Origin of the sequence: Streptomyces sp. NPDC046939, assembly GCF_040644575.1 — a bacterium.
Taxonomy (GTDB): domain Bacteria; phylum Actinomycetota; class Actinomycetes; order Streptomycetales; family Streptomycetaceae; genus Streptomyces.
In genome coordinates this window covers 82,904-107,176 of sequence record NZ_JBEYWV010000018.1, presented here as the reverse complement: position 1 = coordinate 107,176, position 24,273 = coordinate 82,904, and the positions used below count along the sequence as shown (strand labels likewise).

Annotated in this window: 18 protein-coding genes and 4 pseudogenes; 9 read left to right on the top strand and 13 right to left on the bottom strand. The window is 68.4% G+C overall.

Translation table 11 applies throughout. The annotated features are described in order from the left end of the window. Positions 1-12: 12 nt before the first annotated feature. On the top strand, positions 13-606 hold the full coding sequence (locus ABZ877_RS20790) for an ATP-binding protein (protein WP_361073229.1): 594 nt from the start codon (positions 13-15) through the stop codon (positions 604-606). Positions 607-1,981: 1,375 nt separating this feature from the next. Next, positions 1,982-2,311, top strand: coding sequence for a deoxyxylulose-5-phosphate synthase (locus tag ABZ877_RS20785; RefSeq protein ID WP_361073226.1), 330 nt, complete (start codon positions 1,982-1,984; stop codon positions 2,309-2,311). A gap of 176 nt (positions 2,312-2,487) precedes the next feature. Here ABZ877_RS20785 and ABZ877_RS20780 read toward each other — a convergent pair. Then, positions 2,488-2,615: pseudogene (locus tag ABZ877_RS20780) on the bottom strand (DNA polymerase III subunit beta); the annotation flags it as partial. 191 nt (positions 2,616-2,806) lie between these two features. Between ABZ877_RS20780 and ABZ877_RS20775 the strand changes: the two are divergent. The 3 genes from ABZ877_RS20775 (at position 2,807) to ABZ877_RS20765 (ending at position 5,217) form a co-directional block, all read left to right on the top strand. Further along, on the top strand, positions 2,807-3,130 hold the full coding sequence (locus tag ABZ877_RS20775; RefSeq protein ID WP_361073224.1) for a hypothetical protein: 324 nt from the start codon (positions 2,807-2,809) through the stop codon (positions 3,128-3,130). A gap of 35 nt (positions 3,131-3,165) precedes the next feature. Then, the gene (locus ABZ877_RS20770) at positions 3,166-4,698 is read left to right on the top strand and encodes a hypothetical protein (protein WP_361073221.1); all 1,533 of its coding nucleotides are present in this window, start codon (positions 3,166-3,168) and stop codon (positions 4,696-4,698) included. Between the two features lie 183 nt (positions 4,699-4,881). Further along, positions 4,882-5,217 carry a hypothetical protein gene (locus ABZ877_RS20765; RefSeq protein ID WP_361073218.1) on the top strand — a complete coding sequence of 112 codons (336 nt, stop codon included), beginning with the start codon at positions 4,882-4,884 and terminating at the stop codon, positions 5,215-5,217. 77 nt (positions 5,218-5,294) lie between these two features. Here ABZ877_RS20765 and ABZ877_RS20760 read toward each other — a convergent pair whose 3' ends face one another. From ABZ877_RS20760 to ABZ877_RS20740, 5 genes and pseudogenes are all read right to left on the bottom strand, one after another. Further along, on the bottom strand, positions 5,295-7,841 hold the full coding sequence (locus tag ABZ877_RS20760) for a DUF262 domain-containing protein (RefSeq protein ID WP_361073215.1): 2,547 nt from the start codon (positions 7,839-7,841) through the stop codon (positions 5,295-5,297). A 151-nt stretch (positions 7,842-7,992) separates the two neighbouring features. Next, a pseudogene (locus ABZ877_RS20755) lies at positions 7,993-8,091 on the bottom strand (FKBP-type peptidyl-prolyl cis-trans isomerase); the annotation flags it as partial. A 385-nt stretch (positions 8,092-8,476) separates the two neighbouring features. Then, positions 8,477-8,911: a hypothetical protein gene (locus tag ABZ877_RS20750; protein WP_361073437.1), complete on the bottom strand. Its 435-nt coding sequence runs from the start codon at positions 8,909-8,911 to the stop codon at positions 8,477-8,479. A gap of 296 nt (positions 8,912-9,207) precedes the next feature. Continuing rightward, positions 9,208-10,317: pseudogene (locus ABZ877_RS20745) on the bottom strand (Hsp70 family protein); the annotation flags it as partial. A gap of 230 nt (positions 10,318-10,547) precedes the next feature. Then, positions 10,548-10,970, bottom strand: coding sequence for a hypothetical protein (locus ABZ877_RS20740; protein WP_361073212.1), 423 nt, complete (start codon positions 10,968-10,970; stop codon positions 10,548-10,550). 39 nt (positions 10,971-11,009) lie between these two features. Between ABZ877_RS20740 and ABZ877_RS20735 the strand changes: the two are divergent. Further along, positions 11,010-11,383, top strand: a pseudogene (locus ABZ877_RS20735) (Imm7 family immunity protein); the annotation flags it as partial. A 961-nt stretch (positions 11,384-12,344) separates the two neighbouring features. Here ABZ877_RS20735 and ABZ877_RS20730 read toward each other — a convergent pair. The 6 genes from ABZ877_RS20730 to ABZ877_RS20705 all read right to left on the bottom strand — a co-directional run bounded on the left by ABZ877_RS20730 (position 12,345) and on the right by ABZ877_RS20705 (position 18,424). Beyond that, positions 12,345-14,198, bottom strand: coding sequence for an ABC transporter ATP-binding protein (locus ABZ877_RS20730; protein ID WP_361073209.1), 1,854 nt, complete (start codon positions 14,196-14,198; stop codon positions 12,345-12,347). Beyond that, positions 14,195-14,632 carry a lasso peptide biosynthesis B2 protein gene (locus ABZ877_RS20725; protein ID WP_361073206.1) on the bottom strand — a complete coding sequence of 146 codons (438 nt, stop codon included), beginning with the start codon at positions 14,630-14,632 and terminating at the stop codon, positions 14,195-14,197. Before ABZ877_RS20725 ends, ABZ877_RS20730 begins: the two co-directional genes overlap by 4 nt. Further along, complete coding sequence (locus ABZ877_RS20720) at positions 14,629-14,883, bottom strand: lasso peptide biosynthesis PqqD family chaperone (RefSeq protein WP_361073203.1); 255 nt, start codon at positions 14,881-14,883, stop codon at positions 14,629-14,631. Before ABZ877_RS20720 ends, ABZ877_RS20725 begins: the two co-directional genes overlap by 4 nt. 31 nt (positions 14,884-14,914) lie before the next feature. Then, a complete protein-coding gene (locus ABZ877_RS20715; protein ID WP_361073200.1) occupies positions 14,915-16,765 on the bottom strand; it encodes a lasso peptide isopeptide bond-forming cyclase in 1,851 nt (616 codons plus the stop codon). Between the two features lie 27 nt (positions 16,766-16,792). Then, positions 16,793-16,903, bottom strand: a complete 111-nt coding sequence (locus ABZ877_RS20710; protein ID WP_361073197.1) for a keywimysin-related RiPP — start codon at positions 16,901-16,903, stop codon at positions 16,793-16,795. A gap of 930 nt (positions 16,904-17,833) precedes the next feature. Continuing rightward, positions 17,834-18,424 (bottom strand): hypothetical protein, encoded by a 591-nt coding sequence (locus ABZ877_RS20705; protein ID WP_361073194.1) that lies wholly within the window; start codon positions 18,422-18,424, stop codon positions 17,834-17,836. A gap of 191 nt (positions 18,425-18,615) precedes the next feature. On the opposite strand from ABZ877_RS20705, the gene ABZ877_RS20700 reads away from it, so the two are divergent. The 3 genes from ABZ877_RS20700 to ABZ877_RS20690 all read left to right on the top strand — a co-directional run bounded on the left by ABZ877_RS20700 (position 18,616) and on the right by ABZ877_RS20690 (position 22,418). Then, the gene (locus ABZ877_RS20700; protein WP_361073191.1) at positions 18,616-19,857 is read left to right on the top strand and encodes a serine/threonine-protein kinase; all 1,242 of its coding nucleotides are present in this window, start codon (positions 18,616-18,618) and stop codon (positions 19,855-19,857) included. A 55-nt stretch (positions 19,858-19,912) separates the two neighbouring features. Continuing rightward, complete coding sequence (locus ABZ877_RS20695; protein ID WP_361073188.1) at positions 19,913-20,608, top strand: DUF6308 family protein; 696 nt, start codon at positions 19,913-19,915, stop codon at positions 20,606-20,608. 133 nt (positions 20,609-20,741) lie between these two features. Next, complete coding sequence (locus ABZ877_RS20690; protein ID WP_361073185.1) at positions 20,742-22,418, top strand: hypothetical protein; 1,677 nt, start codon at positions 20,742-20,744, stop codon at positions 22,416-22,418. An 868-nt stretch (positions 22,419-23,286) separates the two neighbouring features. Here ABZ877_RS20690 and ABZ877_RS20685 read toward each other — a convergent pair. Continuing rightward, positions 23,287-24,153 (bottom strand): metallophosphoesterase, encoded by an 867-nt coding sequence (locus ABZ877_RS20685; RefSeq protein WP_361073182.1) that lies wholly within the window; start codon positions 24,151-24,153, stop codon positions 23,287-23,289. Between the last annotated feature and the right edge of the window lie 120 nt (positions 24,154-24,273).

The following is a 24,273-nucleotide window of genomic DNA, read 5'->3' as shown; positions in this document are numbered from 1 at the left end:
GGGAAGTCCGGCATGGAGCTTGTGACCTACTGGTTCCGGTGCACGGCCGAGCCCAGGGCGGTGCCCGAGGGGCGGAAGTTTGCCGCTAATGTGCTGCGCGACTGGGGTTTCGACCGCATGACGGACTCCGTGACTCAGATCGTGTCCGAGCTGGTGACCAATGCGGTACAGGCCACCGGCACGACGGACATCAAGCCGAGCCATCTGGTGCGCGAGACGCTGCCGGTCGTTGCTGTGCGGCTGCGGGTGACCGGCGCGAGGCTGGTGGTCGAGGTCTACGACACCGGCCGGACCCTGCCCAAGATGCGGACGCCCGAGCCGGATGCGCTGGGCGGGCGGGGCCTGCCTCTGGTGACGCTGCTCAGTGAGCGCTGGGACTCGCACCGCCACCCCGCCGGGGGCAAGGTTGTCTATGCGGTGCTGCCGCTGGTGTCAGCTCCGGTGACGGACGCGGGCGCGGAGTCGGAGCCGCCCCCGGAGGTGTTGCCGGGCTGGGAGCGTGAGCCGAGCGGGAAGCCCGAGGTTCGGCCCGATGCCGCCCTACTGACGCGGCTTGAGCGCCTGTTGGAACTCCGGTTCCGGGGACTTGTGGCGCTTGGCCGGTGATCGCCGCGAGGTCGCCCCGGAGGGCCGTTGCCTTCCGGGGCGTCAGTGCGGGGGTGCCGGTCACGGGGTGGAGGCGTGATCTGGGTGGGCGGGGGGCCGCGAGCGCCGCGAGCGCGAGGCAACGCCACCGGCGCGGCAGGAGCGCCGTATTCCGGTCGCCTGCGCGGACAGTGTGACGTCGGGATGACTGTTTGAGACCGCAACAGGCGACTTCCGCAGTTTCAGACTGACGGCGTTGTTCACCGCAATAACATCCGAGCGCGCCAGGCGTTCAGCCGTTCATCGGCCTGTCTGTGCCGACTGCGGGCACTCGGACGTCACCGGTTGCCAGAGTCCACACCGGAACTGTCGCCTTGCGGTAGTCGATCATCGTCTCCCCGTCTCCCCTTGCCAGAACAAGAACCGTACGGAGTGGAAGCGTCCGGAAGGTGAGGGGCAGTGAGCGGGACCCACAGCTACGGCTTACCGCGGGAGGCTGAGCCGGGAGTGCTCGGAACGACAAGCGGGCATGCGAATCTCGGTGTTTCGTTGAACTCCGTGCAGTTTGCGTACTGGTCGAGCACTCGTTGTCAGCCGCCCGGTACGCCAGGAGCTCACTCAGGCTTTTCATCCCGCAGCATCGGGTTTGAGTGCCATGGCGACAAAGGTCGCGCAGAGCGGCCGCAACAACGCTGTCGTCCTCCCGTTTCGGCCACGTGCCGGTTCGCGGCCGGGGACGAAAGCGTGTGCACGCAGGGGAGTGTGCAACTCTGAAAGAGGGGGACTCGTATGGCCCAATAGGCTGCGGAATCATCCTGGCCGCTCTGCTGCTCATCGGCGGCTGCGGCGCGTTGATCAATGACGACAGCGATGATTCGTCCTCCAACTCGTCCTCGTCCTCCGTGATCGATGACGCGACCGAGACCGTAACGCTCGGCGACTACGTCGGAATGGGCCCTCAGGAGTCGCTGGACGCGGCTCAGGCCGATGGCTTGACAGGCGCGGGGAAGTCGGTGAGCGTCGACGACACGCTCACGTTGCACACGGTGAACGTCAGCGAGGCCGAGAGCTGCGACGACCCGACCGCGGTAGGGGACGAGGCGTCGGATCCAGCAGCGGCGGCTCCAGTAGTGGCTGGTCCAGCAGCGGTGGCTCCAGCGACGACAGTTCTGGCGGCAGCGGCTTCGACGATTCGCCGTAGGCCCCGACCGGCGCCTTCGCGCAGTGCAACGACGGCAGTTACAGCTACTACGCGCACCGCCGGGCACTTGCTCCCAACATGGTGGCGTCGCTGTCTGGCTCAACCCGAAGCTCCCTTTTCCGAAGGCGTCGTCCCCGCGCCGGGAATGGACGAAAACATGTCGAGTGGTGAGCCGATGATCCTTAGGCTGGCCTCATGCCATCCGGAAAGACCTCCTTCGTCTGCCTGCCCTGCCGGGCTTCGTACAAGCAGCCCTACGACAGGGACAGGCAGCGGAGCTGCCCCCGCTGTGCGCAGCCGCTGATCCATGTGGGTTCCGCCTTCGCCGCGCCCCGCCGCCGGGACACGGCGGCCTGGCGGACACTGTCCGTGCTGCTGAACGCGGGCGTTCGCTTCCACAAGAGCTGCTGTGGCGGACCCGGGTACCGCCCCCGCACCCCGAGCGAGGTCCGCGAGCGCATGACGTACGCACGGCGCAGCGGTGAGCCCTTCGCCAGGGCGCTCGTACGCTACGAAGTGCCCTGAAGCGTCCTGACGACGTGACCGGTCCCGTGCCGCCGGCTCGTCCGGGTCGTGCGAAAGGGCCCGAGAAGCATGCACGTACTTCCAGTTCTCCAGGCGCACCGGTTCTCCAGGCGCACCGGCATCAGGATCGAGAGGGCGTTCTCGTCGCCGGGTCGACGGATCGCGATCGGAGCGGCGGCCAAGACGAGTCGGATATCGGCCAGGGCATGCCGGTCCGACGCGACCGGGTCAGCAAACGGGCCTCCTGCAACTGCCCAGGCTCGTGCCAGTGGTAGACGCTGAGCGAGTCCACTCAGGCGGGGACCGAAGGTCGAGTGCCAGACCCGAGCCGGCCCGGCTTGGCTCGGGCCTGCGGCTCAGACAGGGTGGCCGCCTTGACCGCCATAAGGTCGTGATTCTCCTTGTGGACTCTGTCCATGAATCGCATACTGCTCTAACTTGCGCCGATATCGCCCGACAGGCTGCGCATGCCCAGGCGCTCCTTTGCGAGGTTTCATGTACGACCACCGTCTCGTACAGACGGCCGTGATCGGCCACGAGGACTCCGACCACCCCGTCATCCTGCCGATGGACGCGCACGAACTGGACCGGTGGCGCTCTGCCCATCCCGCTTACAGTTACTGGTGCGGGCTGCAACTGGGTGGCTGTGGCGGCGAACTGAGCGACCGGCGCTACACCACCAAGGTGTGCCACTTCGCCCACCACCCGAGCGCGCCTGTGTGCCACCGTGCGGCCACCGGCGAGTCGAGCGCCGACCACCTTTTCATCAAGCGTGGTGTGCAACGCCTGCTCAATCGTGGAAGTTGCGTGGACAAGTAAGGACGCGGGACCTTGGGACCGGCCCCGGCGACGCGGTGGACGTGCACCTTCCCGGGAGTCGCCGGCGCCTGCGTTTCCAGCTTGGCGACCTCGACCACCGAGCCTGGCGCCGCGCGGACGATGAACTGGCCGCTGACGCCGACGGCATCGACTGGATCTTTGCCTCCGAAGGCCCGGTCATACAGCAGGTCCTCGGCCGTAACGGCTACTGCCTACGTGTCCGCTGTGAAACGGTCGGCGGCGAACGGCGTGTGCACATCGGCGCTGAGGCCCGGGACCGCACGGTCGACTGGACCCCGCTGGAAGACTGCGCACTGACACCCGGCGGCATCGTCACCCCGCACGTCGAGCGGATACGTCTGTCCCGCCCTCGGCCGGAGCCTGTTGCCTTCCCTCTTCAGGGCGGCTGGACTTTCGCACTCGTGTCCGACGCCGAGAGCCCGGCCGACTCGCCGTTCTCTGCGGAGGACCGGCATCTGCTGGTCGCGGACGTGAAACCTGTCGACAGCCCCATCGTCCGCGGACTGGTCTCACTTCCGGGCGACACCGAGGCTCCGTCGGCGGAACACGTCTACCGCGTGCCCGATGGCGGACGCATTCTCGTGGGAGATGACGGGCCGGGCTGGGCGGTCGAGGCGAACCGCTACGTACGGCTCAACGCCCATGAAGCGCAGCGGACCGGCCTGTGGACGCCGCCTTCGGTACTCGGGCCGGAGGCTGTCACCCCGGAGCATGTGAGCCGGACAGTGAGATCGGTGCTGTCTCCGGCCAAGGCCAGGTCCGAGAGGGACATCGCCTTTCCGGCCGGGAAGAGGTCAGGATTCGACCGCGAAGTCCCCACTGTCCGTGAGCAACTCACCCGCCCCGAACTGGTCACCGCGCTGCGGGACGCTCTGGCGAACCACGCCCGTCTCCACTCCACGACGACGTGGGAGACCCTGGCCCGCACAGTCAGTTCCGAACTGGAGAGGTACTCCCACACGGACCGGCGATACCTGCTGGTCGAGGTGGACAGCCCACTGCGTGAGCACGCACCGATCCTGTCCGCCCTGATTCGCGAGGGTGACGGGCCGCTTCCGTACCTGTCCAACGTCCTGTCCCAGCTCGGCGTGGCCTATGCGGGCCCCTCGACCCGGATCAAGCGCTGGGCAGCTGTCGAGACCGAGCGGGCCTTCGCCGCTTACGGGACACCGCGGCGAACCATGCCGTCACGTTTCTCGTTGCAGCCGGAACAACCGCCCTTGAAGCGGCGCACGGCTGTGGGCACGACCACGAACCGGGCGAAGTCCCCGAAGTCGCAACGTGTTCCGGACCGGCGGATCGCCGTGGCGGATGCTCGGGGCAGGGCGAGCGCCAAGGACACGGGCGAGGTGCGGCACTTGCGTGCGCTTGCCGTGGAAGCCACCGACCTGCTGCGTGGTCTGGACAAGCCGACCCGCAAGCGCGTGCGGAAGATACTCGCCGAAGCGCAGACATGGCTCGCTCATCATGACGGTTATCGCCTGTCGACGGTTCAGAGTCAGCGTGCGGCCGGCAGGAGTGCGCACCACCACGTGCGGCTGCTCTAAGGGGAGCTGAGGACCGTACGGGACAGTGCGCGGGCGCGAAAGCAGGGAACAGACAAGGGAGCCAAGGCGTCGGCGAGGGAAAAGCGTCACCGGCAGAGGGCCGAGACGGTGGTGACGAGACAGCTCTCCATGCCTCGTCCGCCCGTGGCTCCTCCAGCTCCGGCAGATCCTGTCGGCCGCGTCATGCGGCAGCTGAAGGGAGCCGCGATGCAAGGCAGGACGATTCCGCTTGAGGAGCTGAGCTGTGACGGGCCGGTCTCGGTCGTGCAGTACCTGCTCACTGCCGTTGACCGAGGGCCTTCTGCCGACGTTGCCTTGCTTTCATCCCTGGTCACGCAGGCTTCTGGTGATCCGGTCTCCTTCTTCCGTTCCATTCTTGAGCGGGTGAACCTGGCCGTTCCGCGAACCGACGAAGCCCTGCTGCTGGTGTGGAAGCGTGAGCAGGACCGCGCCTTCGCCGCGTACGCCAGCCCGCCCCGCCCCCTGCCGCCGCGTCTCGTACCCAAGGTGTCCGTCTGACGACCACATACGTCGGGCCGGGGTAACTGGAGGTGACAGCGCGGTCGGCCCCCTCGCCCGAGTTGGATCCGGTGTTCTTACTGCCTTCGCGCCAAATCCAGTGCAGCCGTATGCACGAACCAGTCCAGCACCCCGCAGATCTCCTCGCTGTGCTCCGCGAAGACCCGGACGGGGAACGACGGGCGCAATTCCAGCTTCGCATCGGGCAGGTCGATGCCGTCGATCTTGTTGAGGCGGCGCAGCAGTTCGCGGCGCTGTTCCGTGTCGTCGAAGGGGCTGCGGGTCTTGAGGTACGCGAAGACCACCTCGACCGTTCCGCTCACGGGGTAGATGCCGAAGGGCCACAGCACATGCGGGCGCTCGCTCGTGCCGACGTCCAGTTTGGGGAAGCAGCTCGTCTCCTTGTTCCGGCCGTAGGTGACATGGCCGCCCTGACCGCGCCAGAAGTCGAGTACTGCCTCCGCCCCGGTGACGGCCTCTGGCGCGTGTTCTCGCAACTGCGCGCGGAAGCGCTCGGCCGCGGTCGCGTCCTCCTCGTCCGGCAGGGGATCAGGCGTGACCGGCTGAGCTACATCCTTGCCCAGCAGGATGGCCAGCTCGGGAGCCATCAGGCGCTGTGAGCGGTCCGCCCGGCCCGCGGCGTCGAATTTCACTCCCTCACTCAGAAGCAGTTCCATCGGTGGCTGCCGGTCCACGCCGTCCGGCCAGCGGAAGGAAGGGGACACCTTGCCTTCCGAGGTCAGGACCCGGTAGGCGCCGATGACGGACGAGTTGGAGCCCAGGTAGGTCCCGACAGGCACCGGGTGGCTGCCGATCAGTTCGGCGACATCGCCGTACGACGTCCAGGTGCCGCTCGGCATCACCACCAGAGCCGCCCGCAGTTCGGCCCAACCCGGCCACTCCTCACCGACCGGCTTCACACCGCCGATCGGGCCGGGCCACAGTTCGACGGCGCGCTCCGTCAGGCGGTCGGCTCGGGCGAGGATCTCCGCCTTGCCCCAGCGTTCCGCCGAGGCGATTTCCAGGTTCATGCGCAGGGCGCTGGACTCGAGGATCTGCTGCTTGCGCTGGAAGGGGTGGTTGGAGAGCTTGGAATTGTCGCCGGTCAGCGTCAGGTTGCCGAGGGTGTGGACCAGCGAGTCGTGCAGTTCCTGCGGGGTCTGGTTCGGTTCCGTCTCGTCGGCGAGCAGCTCGAACCACTGAGGGGCTGGGCGCTGCGGGAGGACGTGCTCCACGCTGAGGGAGGCTTTGGTGAAGTCGACGGGCTCGGTGGAGCGGTAGCTCTCCTCCAGGCGGCGAAGAATGTAGCTGCGTTGCGGAGGGCGACCGCTCCAGTAGAACGGCTTGCTGCGGGCCGCCTCGCGCAACTCCTCGTCGCTGGGCCAACGTCGGCGTCGGCTGGACAGGAACCGCCGGACCGCCTCGGCCGCCGGTCGGTCCGTCTCCAGCTCCTTCGGAGCTTCCATGAAGATTCGGTTGAGGCCGGTGGTCGGTGTCTGGCAGATGAGACGTCGTACAAGGTACGACTCGACGTACAGCAGGGCCTGCGCCGCGTCCTCGGGCGTGGTGCGTCCAGCATCCACGAGGTCGAGCAGGTGCAGGGCGAGCGGGTAGTGAGTCTGACCGCCCCAGGTCGCCAGGCGCTCCAGTACCGCGCGCAGCGCGGGGGAGGAGGCGCGTTGCGGCTCGATGATGTGAAGAAACCGCCTGCCGCGCTCGGCCAGTTGCTCGATCTCGCGCTGCAGCGCCTCCTCGTCGTTGGCCAGCGGCTGCAGCCGTCTCTGCTGCTCCCGGTAGATCTCGCTCTGCTTGGCCTTGTTGTGGCCGCGGACGATCAGGTCCAGCCAGACCAGCGTTTCGAGGTTCTTGGGGCCGAGGTTCTGCTGCATGGGAAGCCACAGTTCGTCGTAGACGCGTTCACCACGCTTGGGCAGGAGCATGAACACGTAGTTGCGCAGCAGGTCGCTCTGGCTGAGTCCGACGCCCGTGTTGTTGATCGACTCGAAGATTCGGTAGACGTTGTCCCCCGACTCAGCGGTGATCTCCACGATCGAGAGCAGGTCCTTCAGGACGGTCTCTACGGTGCTGATCCAGTTCGCCCCACCCGTTTCATGGCCCTCGACGAGCGCACCGCGGAAGAAGCGGTAGGCCGCACCGATGTTGTCGCTCCCGCCGGCCTCGGCACGGGACTGGACGCAGGCGATGAACGCCTCGCGGTCGGCCTGGGTGGGAAGCAGGCGGTAGTGGTCGAGGCCCTCCTGGAACTCGTTCACCAGCACCTGACGGTGTGCTCTGGCCACACCGCGCTCGTCACCCGCGTCCTTGAGGTGGTCGCGCAGGGCGGTGAACGCGAGCATCAGCGTGGTCAGCCGCTGCTGTCCGTCCACGACGAGCCAACGCTGCACACCGCCGGCCTGGATCTGACCGGGGGCGAGCACCACCGAGCCGAGGAAATGCGGGGCAACGGTCTCCCCGGCGAGATGCTGGTCGACGAGCTCGCCGATGTCCTCCCAGAGCCGCTTCAGCTGTTCCCTGCCCCAGCTGTACGTGCGCTGGTACAGCGGTACCTGGAACTGCTTCTCCCCCTGGACGAGCTTCAGGAAGGTGATCTCCTGGGCGCGCATGCGCTTCCTTTCCCCCTGATGGTGCTCAGATGTTGCTGGTCTGTCCGTCGACGTGGTTCCGGGACAGGATGCCGGTCGCGTCGAACGCGTCCGCAACTGACGGTAGTTGATTTCGGCGGTTCTTCAGTACCTCGCCCACCATGCCGGATTACACCTCAGCCCCGCCCCCGACGATCAGGTTCCGGACAGTCAGCTCTGTAGGAGCGTCACCCTCCGCGACGTCGACCTCGGGCTTCGTCCGTTCAGCCACAGCCGGCTCATCACTTTCCGTAGACACCAACGTCACTCGGCTGCGCAAGCCGCCGACGCCGGGGCCGGTCAGGAGCACCTCGGCCCCGTGCGGTGGGTCGAAGAAGCCGACCTGCCGCCCAAAGCGGGTGATGCGGGTCAAACGCCAGGCGGTGCCCTGGATGCCGCTCTCCGCGGTCTGACCGGAGTCGACCGAGAAGTGCTGTCCGATCCGGACCGTCCCTCCGATGCAGCGCACCACGCAGATCACCCCGTCGGCGCCGCGGGACTCGATGGAGAGCACTTGCATGTGCCCGTGCTGTGGCGTCGGGTACTCCTCCGAGTGGATCGATCTGTGACCTCCGGTACGCGGGCCCCCTGCCGCACTGCGCAGGAAGGGCAGGGCGTCACTTCCGTTGTGCGGGCGCCGCAGGGTTCGGTATGCGTCGGTTGAAGACCCACACTCCCTGTGAGTGGGTTGCCCCCATGACACGCCCCGCATCCCGCAGCCAGGGGTTGGCCCGCTGAAAGGGCGCGAAGTTGTCGTTCGAGACGATCACCCCGCCCACCTCATCGGCGATGCTGATCACCAGCGCGTCGCCCCTGCCCTCGGTCCCGGCCGGGGGCTGCACCACGGTGCCCTCGGCTATGGCCGCCTCCACCAGGGGGCGCTCCTCGATGGTGACGTCGTGCCGGAGGGTGGCGTCGACCACTACGTGGATGTCCCGCTGGGGGTGCTTGAACCGCAGGGACCGCACGGCCGCCTCCAGGGCTGCGAAGCTCGGTCTGCCGCCGGCCGCGCGCGGCGGTCGCCCGTTCCAGGCGAGGTTGGATCCATCGATGACGAGCGGCGCCGTTCGGCCTCGCCGACCGCCGACTTCGCTGCGGAACGCGGGGGAGCGGGCTTGGCCTCACCCCTGCCCTGCCGCTCCTTGGGCCGGTCTTGCTGCGGGTGGGTCGGGGTGGCAGCGGGCCGGGCGGACGGAGTGAGGGCGAGGAGACGGTCGAGCTCCTTCCTCACCTCAGGCGGCACGTTCTTCCCGTCCCCGAACACCTTGACCTCGCCGTCGAGCAGGACCTTGCCGGTCTTCTGGAGGGTCGCCCTGACGGTCAGCAGACCTTCCTTGCTGTAGGTGTACTCCAGGTCGAAGACACCGTCCTCGGCCTTGCGGCGCTCGGGGTACGTCAGGACGAGATCGGTCAGCTTGACGTTGTCAGGATGGCTGACCTCACGGTCCGGGTCGCCCTCCCAGACTTCGACGGTCAGCTGCGAGACGTTGTCCCTGGTCGGCTCGTACGACTTCACGCGCTGTTGCGGCAGCCGCTGGTTGCGGTCGATGAGGGCGCTGAAGTGGCGCCTGCCCTCGCGGTCCTTGGTGACGGTCCCCAGCGCGTGTGTGTTGACCACGCGGATGATGCTCTTCAGCTCGCCGTCCATCGCGGCAGCGCTGATCGCTGCGCCCTCGGCCACAGCAGTCATCGGGTCGCACAGGGCCGCGTCCACGAGTTCGCAGTCGAGAGCCTCCGACACAGCGGCGCGGACGGCGGGGATCTGACTGCTGCCGCCGATCATCAGCACCGCCGTGAGGTCGTGCGGATCGATGCGCGCCTGCTCCAGGCACTCCTCCACCGGGACGAGCGCACGGTTGATGAGGTCCTGGATGGCCTCCGAGAACTCGTCCTGTCCGATGTCGACGCGGGCGCCGTCGGGGGTGGGGATGCCGACCGATTCCTGGTGGGACAGAAGGATCTTGGCCCGCTCGATCTCCAAGGCGAACGACCGCTTCTCGGAGTCGCTCCAGCGCCCGCGTGCGGGTGCCCGGTCGAGGACCATGCGGCGCAGGCGGGCGTCGATCTCCAGGCCACCCAGGCGGTTGACGCCGCGGCTGGCCTTCTCGTCGAAGAAGCCGTCGTCGTGCAGGAGGAGGGTCGCGTCCATTGTGCCGCCACCCCAGTCGAAGACGAGGAACTCACCGTCGACCTCCATCTCGTGCGCATAGGCGATGGCCGCCGCCGTCGGTTCGTTCAGCAGGGTGCGGACGGTGATTCCCGCGGCTCGCGCGGCCTCGCGCGTCCGGAAACGGGCCGCCCCCGTCGCGTTGGCGGGCACGGTGACGACGGCTTCGCGGATCTCGGTCGCGGCCTCGTCCTCGGCCGCCCCGGCAATGGCGTGGAAGACGCCGGCAGCGGCGGTGGTCGCGGCGAACCGCTCACCGCCGAGTTCGACGAACGGCTCCTCGCGCAGCATCCGCTTACACGCCTCGACGGCCTGCTCGGAGCGGAGCTTCGCCTCCCATCCGAACAGCGTGCCCGGCCGCAGCGAACTCGTGCCGACGACCGACGGGTAGAGCAGCTCGAACCCCCGGCGCCCCCAGTTGGCGTCCAGGCCCTGCCCGCCGATCTCCAGTACCTCGACGTACTCGCTGTTCCACTGTGCCACGACGGAGTTGGTGGTTCCGAAGTCGATCCCGGCTGTTGTCATGCTTCCTCCCCTGCCCGCACACCCGCAGGTCCGGCAACGCGCCGCAGCTGCCCCGCGAGAATGACCTTCCCCGTCAACTCGTCCACATAGGCCGGACTCAGCAACTCGAAGGCGTCTCCCTCGCCCTCGGTCACCACGAACCGGTCGTTCTCCGCCGGCTCCGTGATCCGTAGCAGCCGTAGCTCCCGCAGATGCTCCGTCATCGCACTTTCGACGACTTGGCGACTCGCCCCGGCCCGGGACCAGAGCAGCGCGTCGATCTCGGCAAGATGCCCGGCGAACTGGGCGCGGGTGCGGAACTCATCCAGGACGGCTCTGCGTATCGCCGCGGTGAGCGCGCCGGCCGCAGGCACTTCCGCGGCCCCCGCAGCCTCGAGCGCTGTCGGGACGCGGGCCGCCACCCCCTTGATGACCGTCAAACGCGTCGAAAGAGGAGTATGTAAGCGTTTTACGGCTGGTGCGGCATCGCGGCGTCACCGGAGAAGGCCGACACCAACACTCTGGACGAGGGCCTCGCCGCATTGCGAACGAGGGTCGAGGTGATCAACTGGTCCGCGGGGTAGGCAGCTTTGCGCGCCCACAATGGGGAGTGGTTCGTGCGTGTCGATGGACTGGCCAATCGTAGGTGCGACGAGGCCGAGGAACTCGACATTCTGGCCGCCTTCATCGCGGAGCGCTTTCCCGGTGCGTGGGCCTCGTGTGCGAGCGCTCGGACGACCTTCCGGCGCCGCCGGGGCCGGGCGCGTTCAGGGTGCGGGTGTTGGCTCGGGGCGAGGTCACGACGCGACTTGACCCGTTTCTGTCATCCACCCGTCCGCTCATCAAGGGCTGACTGTGGCGATGTGACGGGGATCGGTGCCGAGCCCCCGGGGGTAGTCGCAAACCACGTGTACCAGACGCGGCGAGCCGCAGGATGTGTCGTGTGTCGTGTAAGCGTCCGCGAAGAGCCCCCTGCGTTCGTCGGCCCACGCGGAAGGACGACCGCACCGCTGGGGGGCGAGAGGTCGCAGGGTAAAATCCTGTCGTCCCGACTAGTTCGAACCATCGAACGTCTCAGGTGAAGGGTCGTTTTCGAACGGCCCTTTTTCTGTTTTGACGGCTCTCATATGGGATTAAGGAAGTGGGAGCGTGCTCCCGCCGTACCCTTGGCGGTTCGCTTCCACTCGGGACGGTGCGCGCATTTCGATTCCTTGCGCAGGCGTTCACATTCATGCCCGACTTGTGACCTGCGGCTCCAGTCATATGGCGGATTTCGGTTATGTGCTGGAGCTCTTTCTGCTGCTGGGAGCTGCTCCCAGTGGGAGCGGGTCGGGAGCGGTGACAACATGGCTGGGATTCGGATTATATGGGCGCGCACAATTTTGACCGGAGTTCCGATTCCGGCGGGAGTATGCCGGTTCTCGGGAGCGGCTGCTGTGCGATGTCGTCGCGGCGCACGCTGCATTCAGCGCGTTCTCCGGTTAGTGCCTAGCACTCGTCACGGTTGCAAGCGAGTCCTCAGAACGTCGTGCCACGAAGCTAGGAGCTCGGCCGCCATGACGCTTAAACGACGCTCGCGGCGCTCATTTGACGCTTGTTCAGATGGAGCGTCAGGTGATTCGCGTCGCTGGCCAGCTGGCCTGATGGGGAAGTCCGCGAGGCAGGGGTGCCGGAGATTTCTGGTGTCAAAAAAATCATGCTCAACCGCACCGCGCTTGACCGGCAGGAACCATGTCCAGGTCCGCTACCGCCGGGCCGTTGGCCCGTGCGTGGTCCGGCTCTCGGTCCGGTCGGGCCGAGAGGACGGCACGGCTTCACCCCGATGCCCCCGCTCGGTTGCCGCTTCCGGGGTGCACGCCAGGCCTGAGCATCTGGCTCGCGGCCAGTTCGCGGTAGAGGGCGCTGTCGGCCAGTAGCTCCTCGTGGCGGCCGCCGGCGGCGGTGCGGCCGTTGTGCAGCACGATGATGTGGTCGGCGTGCTGCACGGTGGACAGGCGGTGTGCGATGACCAGCAGAGCGCACTCCTGGGCGGCATCCTTCATGACGGCGGTGAGCGCCGACTCGTTGATCGCGTCGAGGTGGGAGGTGGGTTCGTCCAGCAGGAGCAGCGTGGGGCGGGCCAGCAACGCGCGGGCGAGGGCGACACGTTGGCGTTCGCCGCCGGAGAGGGTGCTGCCGCGTTCACCGATGACGGCGGTCAGCCCGCCGGGCAGCCGGTCGACGACTTCTTCGAGGCGGGCCAGTTCCATGACGCGCCGGATCTCCGCTTCTGGGGCGTCGGGCACGGCGTAGGTGATGTTGTCGCGCAGGGTGCCGCGGACGACGTGCGCGTTCTGGTCGACGACCGCGATGCGTCGGCGGCATGCGGCGCGGGTGAGTTCGGTCGCGGGCCGCCCGTCGAAGAGCACGTGGCCCGCGTCCGGCTCGTAGAACCTCGACACCAGGGCGAACAACGTGCTCTTGCCGGCTCCGGAAGGGCCCACCAGGGCGACGTGCTGCCGGTGCGCGACGGTGAACGAGACCCCGCGGAGGACCGGCCGGTCCGGGTGGTAGCCGAAGCGGACGTCGCGCAGGGTGAGGGCGGGCTGCTCGGGGGTGTCGGACGGCCCGGCCGGCGGGCGTGTGCGTACGGGGGCTCTCGGGGTCCGCGGTGCGGTGGGCTCGGCGGGCAGCCGGAGTGTCTGGTCGATGCGCTGGTAGGCGCCCATCCCGCGTTGGATGAGGCCCATGGCATGGAAGACGGACGACAGCGGCAGGACGAGGTACGAGGCGTACAGCAGGAAGGCGACGAGGTCGCCGAGGGAGCCGGCGTGGCCGTTGACACGCAGGCTGCCGACGACCAGGACGATGAGGAAGGAGCCCTGGACGGCGAGTTCGACAGCGGGGCTCATGACGGAGGCGATCTTCGCGGTGCGTACCCCCGCGCCGTAGGCCGCCTCGACGCGTGCGCCGATGCCCGCCGCCTCGCGCTCCTCGGCGCAGTGCACGCGGACCATCGGCAGCGCACCGAGGGCGCGTTCCAGGTCTGCGGCGATGGCACCGACCGAGTCCTGCATCTGTTCCGACGCGCATCGGATGCGCTTGAGCAGCGAGGCGACGACCAGGGCCGCCGCGGCCACGGTGACGGCGACCATGAGCAGCAGCAGGGGGTCGAGCCACGCCATGAGGACGATCGCCCCCGCGGCGACAAGGCTTCCCGTCACCAGATCGACGAGGGCCTGCGACACGACCTCCCGCAGCAAGGTGGTGTCGGCCGTCACCCGGGAGATGAGGTCGCCGCCCCGCTGGCGGTCGTACTCCCTCATCTCAAGGCGGAGCAGCCGCCCCACCAGTCCGTGCCGGAGCTGTCGTACGACACGTTCGCCCATCCGCTCCAGAAGGAAGCGCCCGGCGGCTCCCGTCGCCGCCTCGGTGACGAACAGCGCGCCAAGGAGTGCAAGGAGCGGCCAGATGACCTGTCCACGGCCGCTCGCGTCCACGACGTGCTTGGCGACGAGCGGTTGGGCCAGGCCCAGGGCGGAGCCCACGAGGGTCAGTACGGTGGCGACGGCGATGGCGCTCCGGTGCCCGGCGGTGAGCCGGTACATCGTGGCCACCGCCGTCCGGGTGGATCTGTCTCCCTCGGCGATCCGGGCCCGGCCGCCGTTCGCGACCGTCGTGCCGGTCATCGGTCCGTCGGTCGTGACAGCGGGGCGACGGCCACCAGCCGGGCGAAGTAGCCCTCCGGTACCCCCTCGCCGACGGGGCGGTCCTCCGCTTCGATCCAGGCGTGCGCGGTGAAGGGCGGGACGACGCGTACGCCTGTGCACCAGGTTGGCCACGTTCCGCCGAGCCGACACAGCAGTGCCGCCCCCAGGGAGCGCGGCAGGCACCCCTTCGGTCCGGCGCAGCGCAGGCTGGCGGCGCACATGGCGTCGCGCGCGTTCTGGGCCTGCGCCGTGGTGGCCGGCGCGGCACCGCGCCGCAGGATGCCGAGTACGGTGCGGATGGTGCGGGGCGGCAGGAGGGCGAGGGCGACGGCGGGGAGCAGGACGAGGCGGGCGGCCAGGCGTCGGGCCAGGGGAACACCGGTGGGTCGTTGCAGCGCGCTGGGTGTCGTCATGAGGCGAGCCCCGAGGTCCGCAGCTCCCGTACGAGCGTCTCGACGTCCCGCACGGCCTGCGCCTGGTCGATGTCGAACTCCCGGACCAGGGCGGCGGCCGCGTCCGACTCCTCGCCGCCGTCGAGCAGCGTCCGCACGACCAGGGTGGCGGTCGGATTCAACTCCCAGTAGGCACCGGCCCGTTCGTCCAGCAGGACCGTGCCGTAGTCGGTCTCGGCCGTGGAGACGTCGTCGCCGAACCGCAGGGGCATGTGGGGGCCTTTCTGACGTGGACTGTGGTGGTCAGGGGTGGGGGACATGGGCGGCGCTGCGGGCGCGTCCCCGCAGCCACACCTCGGCGGCGATCGTGGAGTAGAGGATGGCGTCGGACAGCCCCGGAGAGGCGGGCCGCCGGGCGAGGCGGCGCAGTTCCGCGCCGTTCACCAGGCCCAGCTCCTCCAGCCGCGAGTTCTCCCACAGTGCGAGGAGGTCGGCGCGGTGTTCCCGCAGCCCGTTGGAGGCGTCCATGGAGGCCGTGGCCTTGTTGGCCCGCCGCAGACATGTCTCGGGCACGATCCCGCGCATCGCGGCGCTCAGGACGGGCTTGTACGCCCAGGGCGTGACGCGCTCGCTCGGACGTACGGCGAGACACTCCTCGATGACGTGGTCGTCGAGGAAGGGAGAGGCCATCGGCAGACCGGCGCGGGCCGCCATCCGGTCCCACTGCCGGATGACGCGGGTGCACGAGCGGATCTGTTCCAGGTCGGTGTGCAGACCACGGTCCGGATGCAGCGGCGAGGTCGCCGCCGCCGCCGTGAGCAGTGCCCGGCGGGCCATCTGTTCGGCGTCGGGCGTCACCCAGTCGAACAGGCGCGGAGCCATGCCCCAGCCGAGACCCGTCGCGACGGACGGGGCAAGTGGGCCGCGCAGTTGTCCGGCGGAGTCGGCGAGCCACTTCCCGTACGGCCGGGAGTCGGCGAGAGCGCGGGCCGTGCCGGCGAGCGGCCACTGCCACAGCGCCCGGAACCCTCGTAGCTGCCGTACGGCGAACAGCGGGCGGGTGCGTAGCAGCCGGTGGTAGTACGCCTCTGAGCACCAGGCCACGTGGTCGCCGCCGATGCCGGTCAGATGCAACCGGCTGCCGCGTGCGGCAAGACCGGGCAGATGGTGCAGGACCCGGGAGCGGTCCATAACGCCGATGGTGGGCTCGTCGAGGAGGTCGTCGATGGCGAGCAGATCCTCGTAGACCAGGGGCGAGGCGTCGGCGTCCCAGACCACCTGTTCGACGTCCGGGAGGTGGCCCATCGCCTGTTCGGCCCAGTGCAGGTCGGTGTCCGCCGGATCGCGTCCCGGCCAGGTACTGGCCACCACGTGGGCCGGCGAGCGGTTCGCGAGGAAGCAGACAGAGGTCGAGTCAAGGCCGCCGGAGAGATCGCAGCTGACCACGCCGCCCTGCCGTGTACGGGCGTCGACGGCCTCCTCCAGCGCCTTGCGGATCAGGGGCGCCGCTTCGGCGAGCGGCCGTACCGGCTCCGGCGGCGTCCACCACCGGGTGTGCCGCACGGTGCGCCCGTCCGCGGTGACGACCACGGCGTCCTGCGGAGGAACGGCGGTGACCGCGCGCCACAGGGACGTCTCGAACAGCGGATACGGGGCGGGCCACAGCAGCCTTACGGCCAGCTCTTCCACGTCGGGGTCGCGGCCCAGGACGGCGGCGAGCGTGTCGGCGCGCGTGGCGGCCACCCGTACGCCATTGATCTCCGCGTGGAAGACGAGTCGCAGTCCGGAGGCGGTGCCCTGCATCCTGATCTGTCCGTCGAGGGCGCCGACGAGGTGGAAGCTGCCGGGAAGGGACCGGGCCAGTGCGTCGAGTTCCGTGAGATCGCGCAACCGTGCGACCCGGCGCCGCAGTTCGTCGGCGTCGACGGGGCAGCAGCCGACGACGGCCACGGCGGCCCCGCCGACGGTCGCCGTGACCATGTCGTCGGCGTGCCAGTGGCCGACCAGCCAGGGCCGGCCCGACGCATGCGCGAGGACCCGGCTTCCGGGGTGGGTGAAGGAGCGGGCCGCGGCGGCCGCGTCCGCGTGGTCGGTGAAGACCGCGAAATGCGCGTCGCCGGGGCCCGTCCCCGCACTTTCGTGCAGTTCAGTCATGACGTCGAGTCAAGAACCGTCGCTCAGTCAGTTCTTGCTCAGGATCAGCCGGTCGTTGCCGGAGCGCTGAAGGAGCCCCGTTTCCTTCCGGAAGGTGCCGAGCCGGACGAGCGTCGGTGCCTCGTAGGTCTTCTTCATGACTACTCCTCATGTGCGGGTTTCCGAATGTGCGGGTTTCCGACCACCTCCCTGAGCGACGGCTCCGGGACTGCCCGGCGTGCTGTCGGTCTGCCCGAGACTCATCGGCAACCCCGGGCCAGGAAGTGGGCGCAGCACCTAGCTAGCTGCAGACCGTGAGCCCAGGGCAAGAGCGCTTAAGAAGCTCGGATAATATGAGAAATTTGGCATCCTCGGAATGCGTGCACACTCCCCGGACTTGCCTTTGCGCGGCATTGTTTTCGAGCGTCGGGTATGCGCTTCTTCAAAGAAGCGTTTCGACCTGAATCCAGGCAGATGCCTGCTGTTCCTCTCTAAGTACGTCCGACGCCGGTCACGGGCAGCGCCGCCGGGCGCACGCCTGGCTACCGGACGTGCGCCGCTTGCCTTCGCTCCGTCCTTCTGGCTGCCCCCGGACATCTCGCCGGGCGCCGAGCGCTGGCGCGGAACCGGGCGGCGCTCTGGGGGGGGCGGGGTTGCAGCTCGGTGGACATGGACGGGCAGGTGTTCGGTGAGCCGGTGACGCGGCGCACGCCGACGCCTGACCGGCGGCACGTCCCGGTCCCCGTCGCGTTCGGGCCACCGCGTTCGGCCAAGGATCCCCGGGGGCCTGTCATGGGTCCTTCTGACTCTTCTCCGACACCGGCTCGGGCTCATGGGCCGGTCGCGCGACTTCCTCAACACCACGGTGACGGCCTTCGCCGAGGAGCCCACGATCTTCGCACGACTCGGGGCGCGCTGCGTCGGCAGCGTCAAGCGGTGCTTCCAGTACGTCCGTGACAAGCTGTTGCACCTTGCGTGTGCCGACTGCCGCCCTCGCCCGAAAGGGTCCCTGTGAGGGCCATCTACCGGCGAGATGGACCCACTTGACCCGGAGCACTGCACAGTGATCGAGGCGGACAGCGCCGCCGGTCAGAAACCCATCGGGCGGGGATGCGGCCTCGCTGTAGGGTCCGCCGACCAGACAAGGCGGAGTTCGACGTTCTCGGAGCCGGCGAGGGACTGAATCAGGCGGGCCGCCCAGCCGTTCCAATGGACGAAGGTCCTGTTGTCCGTCAGACGGAAGCACGGAGCGTCACGGGGGATCCGGTCCGGGTCGAACACGGCGCGCTCGATCTCGCCGGTCGCGGTCGGCGCCGAGGACTTCCCGCGGTCGAGGCAGTCGGCCACGACATCGGGGATGTAGGCGCTGAAGTCGTCCGGGCCGCCGTTCGGCGCGTGAACGGGGATGTACGTGCCGAACGGCTCGAACGCGGCGCGGGTCTCCTCAGCCAGCTCCCGGCCGAGGACCGGCACGACCGTGTGTCCGCAGGGGTAGCCGGACACCGTGCCGCCGGGATCTCCGTGCCACTCGGCGAGGAGTCTGTCGGGCCGTGCGTGGGCGCTGCTGTCGATCTCCCACCGGATGAGGGGGAGCGCGTCGACCAGCAGCCCCTTGTAGCGGTCGCCGAAGGCCGGAGCGATGCGGAAGATGTCGAGCGCGGGCTCGGCGGGGAGGATCATGGTGCCGTCCATTCTGGCCTTCGCCCTGCCCGGACAAGCGCCCGGGCGGACCGCCCAACCGGAATGGGCCTTGGCAATGACCTGGGGCACCCGCGCCTGAGACCCACGTCGGACCCGCATTCCCGGTCCGGTGTGCGCACCGCCCACGTATCGTGTCCCTGCGCCTGGTGGGCCGGGGAGGGGACAGCGACATGAGCGGGGACGAGGCGCAGCCGGGCGTCGGTATGCGGGTGGGTCCGTACATGGTGCAGCGTGCGCTCGGTGAGGGCGGAATGGGGGCCGTGTATCTGGCCCTGTCGCGTGGTGGGCGGCCGGTCGCCGTGAAGGTGGCGCACGCCGAACTGGCCCGGGACTCCGCCTTCAGGGAGCGGTTCCGCGCCGAGGTGGAGGCCGCACGGCGGTTGGGTGGATTCCACACGGCGCCCGTGGTGGACGCCGATCCGGACGCGGAGCGGCCCTGGCTGGCCACCGCCTACATTCCCGGACCGACCCTGGCCGGACTGCTCGCCGAACAGGGGCCTATGGACGACGCCCGACTGCGCGGTCTCGGAGCCGCACTCGCCGAGGCACTGCAGGCCATCCACGCGTGCGGGCTGGTCCACCGCGACCTGAAGCCAGGCAACATCATCATGGCCACCGACGGCCCGCGCGTGCTCGACTTCGGCATCGCCCGCGCCGTCGAGCACTCCCGGCTCACCATGACGGGCACCGGCATCGGGACACCCGGCTTCCTCGCCCCGGAGCAGGCCGAGGGCCTCGAAGTGACCGGTGCCGCCGACGTGTTCGCCCTCGGCGCTGTTCTGGTCGCAGCGGCGGGCGGCAGCGCTTTCGGCGGCGGTACTCCAATGGCGCTGATGTACCGCTCCGTGCACCACGACGCCGACGTCAGCGCGGTCCCGTCCGCTTTGCGGCCGATCGTGACCTCCTGCCTGGCCAAGACTCCGGCGGAGCGCCCCACGCCGGAGCAGGTGCTGGAGGCTCTGGCCTTGCCCGTGCCCCTCGGCCCGGTCGTGCCCCCGCCGACCGTCAGCCCGGCGCTCGCCCCGCACGCCGCTCCGACGGCACCGGTTGCCGCCGCCCCCATGCCGCCTCCCTATATCCCGACCGCCGTCGTATCACCGGCGAACACGAAACATCAGGAGGAAGCGGAGCTCCTGGCCACGGACCGCAAGAACGGAATCGTGGCCGACAGCCGCGGCATCTCCCTCGGCAGGGACGGCACCACCATTGATCTGCCCTGGCCACACGTCACCCAGGTCCTCTACGACCAGACCATCCGCACCTTCGGCTACAGCCTCACCGTGACCGTTCAGACGAGTACGGGCGAGCGATACGCGTGTGAGGTGAGAACACGTCAGGCCGAACGGCTGGAAGCGTGGATCGACGCGTTGGAGGCTCTGCTCGAACGCCACCTTCATCGACAGCACGGATGAACACCACTGTGAGCGAAGCCCTACCGCCTGCCCACCACAGAGAAGGACTCGCGCCATGACGTCCGGCCCTGCTCCCGACCACCACCTCCTGAAGCGCCTGCACGACATCGCCTCCGCGGAACGGACCGTCCAACATCTGCGTCGCTATTTCGGCCTCGACCCAGGCCCCGGAGAAGTGCCCTACACGGGCAGCCGCTTCGAGCATCTCGCGGGAGGCGGTGATCGACCGGAGACCGCGAACTGCTTCACCGCCGATGACCTCATAGCCGTAGAACGGCTGTCGGTGCGTGTGCCGCAGGAGCTCATCCTGGAGCTTCTGGAAGGATCCCTCGGCTCGCATCTGTCGAACCTTCTCAGCGAAGTCCCGACGGACCTGGACCTGGCCGACGCGGATGTCTCCCTCCTGCAACAAGGATCCTCGGCTCATGCCGCGTACGACGCGCTTCGCGCGCGGCACGGTCTGGGTCGGACGAGGGTCGCCAAACTCCTCGCCCGTAAACGTCCTCGACTCCTGCCCGTCTACGACAGTGTTGTGGGTTGCGCGGCCGGATATCCCGATTCCTGGTGGTGCGCCCTGCACAGCGTGCTCCGCGCCGACAACCAAGCGCTCCACCGTGCGTATGCGGGCCTGCGCAGCGATGCCGGTCTACCGGAAACCGTCAGCGTGCTGCGAGTGATCGACGTCGCAGTGTGGATGCGGCACCACGACGACCACGACAGCAAGAGGCCTACGAAGTGCGTCTGGAGGTGACCTCGCCGAGGGCGCGGGGCGCTGCGACAGCTGTGCCAGGACGGGCGGTGCGTTTCCGGCGTCGAGCCGTAGAATCCGGCGATGCACGTCGGTGTCGTCCGGTCGTGCGCTCGCTCGCGGGGGAGGATATTGCATGCAGGACCATTCGGAGTCGTCGGGAACGGAAACCGGGGAGAACGACGCGGACACCGCTTCAACGACCGCATCGACGGTCATCGCAGAGGTACTCCCGGGCGTCGCCGTCGTCTTCGGTGAGAAAATTCCGGAACTCAGGCCCGATCTGCTCGACTTCGGTCTGGTGTCGAAATCCGACCGCATGCAGATCTCCACAGCCCTCGCCTCGATCGGAAACACGGCGACCGTGGCGGGCAACCTTGGGAACGCGTTCGCGAGCGCGCAAGGAATCTTCAGAATCAGTGGCGCGACACAGGCCCTGCTGAAATCTGGTGCAACGCTCGCCGTCAAGGACGGCGCGAACCTTGGAACAGTGATGTACCAGGGGCGTATCGTCGCTCAAGCCCGCTTCATCCCCGCGACGTCGGTGAGCGCCGCACAGACCGTGGCCATGATCGGACCGGCGCTGGCCATGGTCGCCTTGCAGATGCAGCTCAGCGAAGTCACGCGTCTTGTCAGGACCAACATCGCGCTGACGAGCCAAGTGCTGTCGACCGTTCGCAAAGAACAGTGGGCCGAACTGTCGGCGCTCGTCGCCACGGTCGATCGCGCAGTCGATCAAGCACGTGAGATCGAGGCCGTTCCCACCTCCCTGTGGGAAAGCGTCGCGAGCAGTGACGCGATCTTGCGTAAACAGCTCGAGCTGTACAGGAACAATGTCGAAGACCACGTGGAGCAGATAGATCGGGCTGACACGCGTCACCGCCGTGAATACCTGCAAGCGAATGCGGAGGCGATCGTCTTCGACGCCTTCGCTCTCCTGGACTCTTTGAAGGCATGGACCGGATACAAGGCGCTGCACGTCGGAAAAGCGAGAGACGCCGGACAGGGTGACGCGGCCGAGGCGCGGCTCGTCGAGGTCATCGTGCGTGATACCCGCGCCGAACTCGACTCGGCTCTCGCCGACACGACGCGCCTCGTCGACGCCCTGACGCGAGAGCTCCACATCCTCGCCGAGCTTCCCGGACGCGAAACGCTGTCATTGCCGGGGAAGCGCAAGGACGCGAAGGCAACGCGTGAGATCGCCGCCCGTCTTCTGGAAGCGGTCGAGCCTCTTGCCGACGCTCTTCGACCGCCGGTGCCACAAATCGGAACCCCCAACGTGGTCTGCGCACCCCAAGCGCTTGATCTCGAGCCGTACCTTCGCGTCCTGCGATGGTCTCTCGCGAACGACGAGACGCTCCGAGTCATCGGTTTCCCCGAGCAAGCCGAAGCCCTCGTCCCGATCGCCGCGATCGTCGGCGGAGCGAAAGGGAAACTGGCCGCGGCGAGGGACAAGGCCGTGACAACGGCCATGGTTGCTATCACGGATCACCGCATCATCACGGCCAGGACAAACGCGTTCCTCGGACACGGCGAAACCCGTCAGGACATCCCGCTCGACCAAGTCCGATACGTCCGTGCAGCCACCACACCCAGCAAGGGTGCGCGATCGTCCATCGACTTGATCACGCGCGACGAGAACATCCGATGGCTGTTTCCTCCCGGCACCGACAACGCGCATGTGGACGCGCTCGCCGGCGTGCTCGCCGAGTCGATGATCATCCCCGACAGCGAACGCGATGCGTTGCAGCGCCAGCGATACGCCGTCGAGGGGAAGAAGGGCCGAGTACCGGCACAGGACCCGCTGAAGTGACGGAATCGGCGGCGACGCCTCGCGGCATCACCTGAAACCCGTCCTGTATGGGGTTGAGGCGCTTGCTCTGCATCGGACCGAGCCCGACGAACGGTGTGAGTATGCCCCGTGGCCCGACATCGGTCGTAGCGGGGCCGGACCGCGGGGGTCGTGCAGGGCCGCGACTGCGGACAGGGGAAACGACTCACTTCGGGGAGCCCAGTTTGAGGGTCAGGCTCGAGTGCGAAGCTCAATGTGGTGTCGGCGTCCTTGACGCGTGTTGAACCGCCCACCTCGCGGTGGTGAACCAGGGCACCTCACGGCCGTCGCCCTGTGCAGGCGCCCCTATGTGGCAGCCTGATCCTTTTGTGACTGAGCGTGCATGCGTGCTCCCGTACGCGCATCGCCGCAGCAAGATCTCCGCACCCGGCGCGAATCCGCCGTTCGGCTGAAGGGGCATAAGTGGTACCCGCCCGCCTCCCGACTGGGCGGTGGACCGACTCGGCGTCAGGCCTTTTCCACGCTGACGGTCCTCACTACGGGGTCGTCCCTAGCGGCCCGGCGCCCCGGGCCTCCGCTGGTAAGGGGAACATCGGCTCAGCGTCGATACCGATGGTGGGGATATGACGGGCGTGGGCCAAAGTCCCGGCGCTGTATGCGGCGGAGTGGGTCATGCTGCCGATGGTGCTGGGTGGCCGGCACGGGGTACCCCGTTCGTCCAGGAGTAGCGAAGCGGGGGGACGACGAGTGCGGTGGGGGCGTCGGGGACTCGGTGCGTCGTTGGGTTATGGCCCGCGCGGCGAGTGCCTCTTTCTGCTGGAGCGGGGGATGTCGGTCCGGTGGCTGGAGGACTGCGTGGCCCGTGCGGCGGCGGGCAGCGGTGATTTGGTTATGGGGTGGCTTGCGTGGCCGTTGCCCGGGGCAGGATTTGTCGGGCCAAGTCGGTGCGCAGGCCGAAGCGGCGCCATTCTCGTGGGTAGCCGAGGGACACTTCCTCGAAGGGCACGCCGTCGTAGACGGTGCTGCGGGGGATGTGCAGATGCCCGTACACGACGGACCGTACGTCGAAGCGGGTGTGCCAGTCGGCCGTGCGCACGGTTCCGCACCACTGCGCGAACTCCTGGTGGGTCATCACCTCAGTGGGCCGACGCACCAGTGGCCAGTGGTTGACCAGGATCAGCGGTGGCTGGCCGGGGCCGGAGACGTCGGTCAGTCGCCGTTCGCTCTCCTCGACGCGCGCCGCGCACCAGTCCTGCCGGGTCGGGTAGGGGTCCGGGTGGAGGAAGAACTCGTCGGTGCACACGATGCCGGCCTCGTAGGCCTTCTCCAGGGATTCCTCGCGCGTCGTGGTGCCCGGGGCCAGGAACGTGTAGTCGTACAGGAGGAAGAGAGGGGCGATACGTACCGGGCCGCCCGCTCCGTGCCACACGGGGTAGGGGTCCTCGGGGGTGATGACGTCGAGGCGGCGGCAGAGCTGCACCAGTGCTTCGTAGCGGTGAACTCCACGCAGCGGGCTGGTCTCCTGCTTGACGGTCCACAGTTCGTGGTTGCCGGGAACCCAGATCACCCGTGCGAAGCGCTCTCGCAGCAGGGTCAGGACCCACTCGATGTCCGTCATCAGTTCACCCACGTCACCCGCGACGATCAGCCAGTCGTCGGGCGACGTCGGCTTCAACTCGGCCACCAGCGACCGGTTCTCGGCGTATGAGACGTGGAGGTCGCTGACTGCTCGTATCACGCCTTCGCGCTCTGGCATGTGATCAGGGTAGAGCGCCCGTGCGCGGGGTGGGCAACGCGGTGCCTCAAGTGCTGTGCCGGGGACGCCATTTCGGCGTGCATCCCGCGACGTTCGCGTCCCGTTCATTGAGCGCCGGCC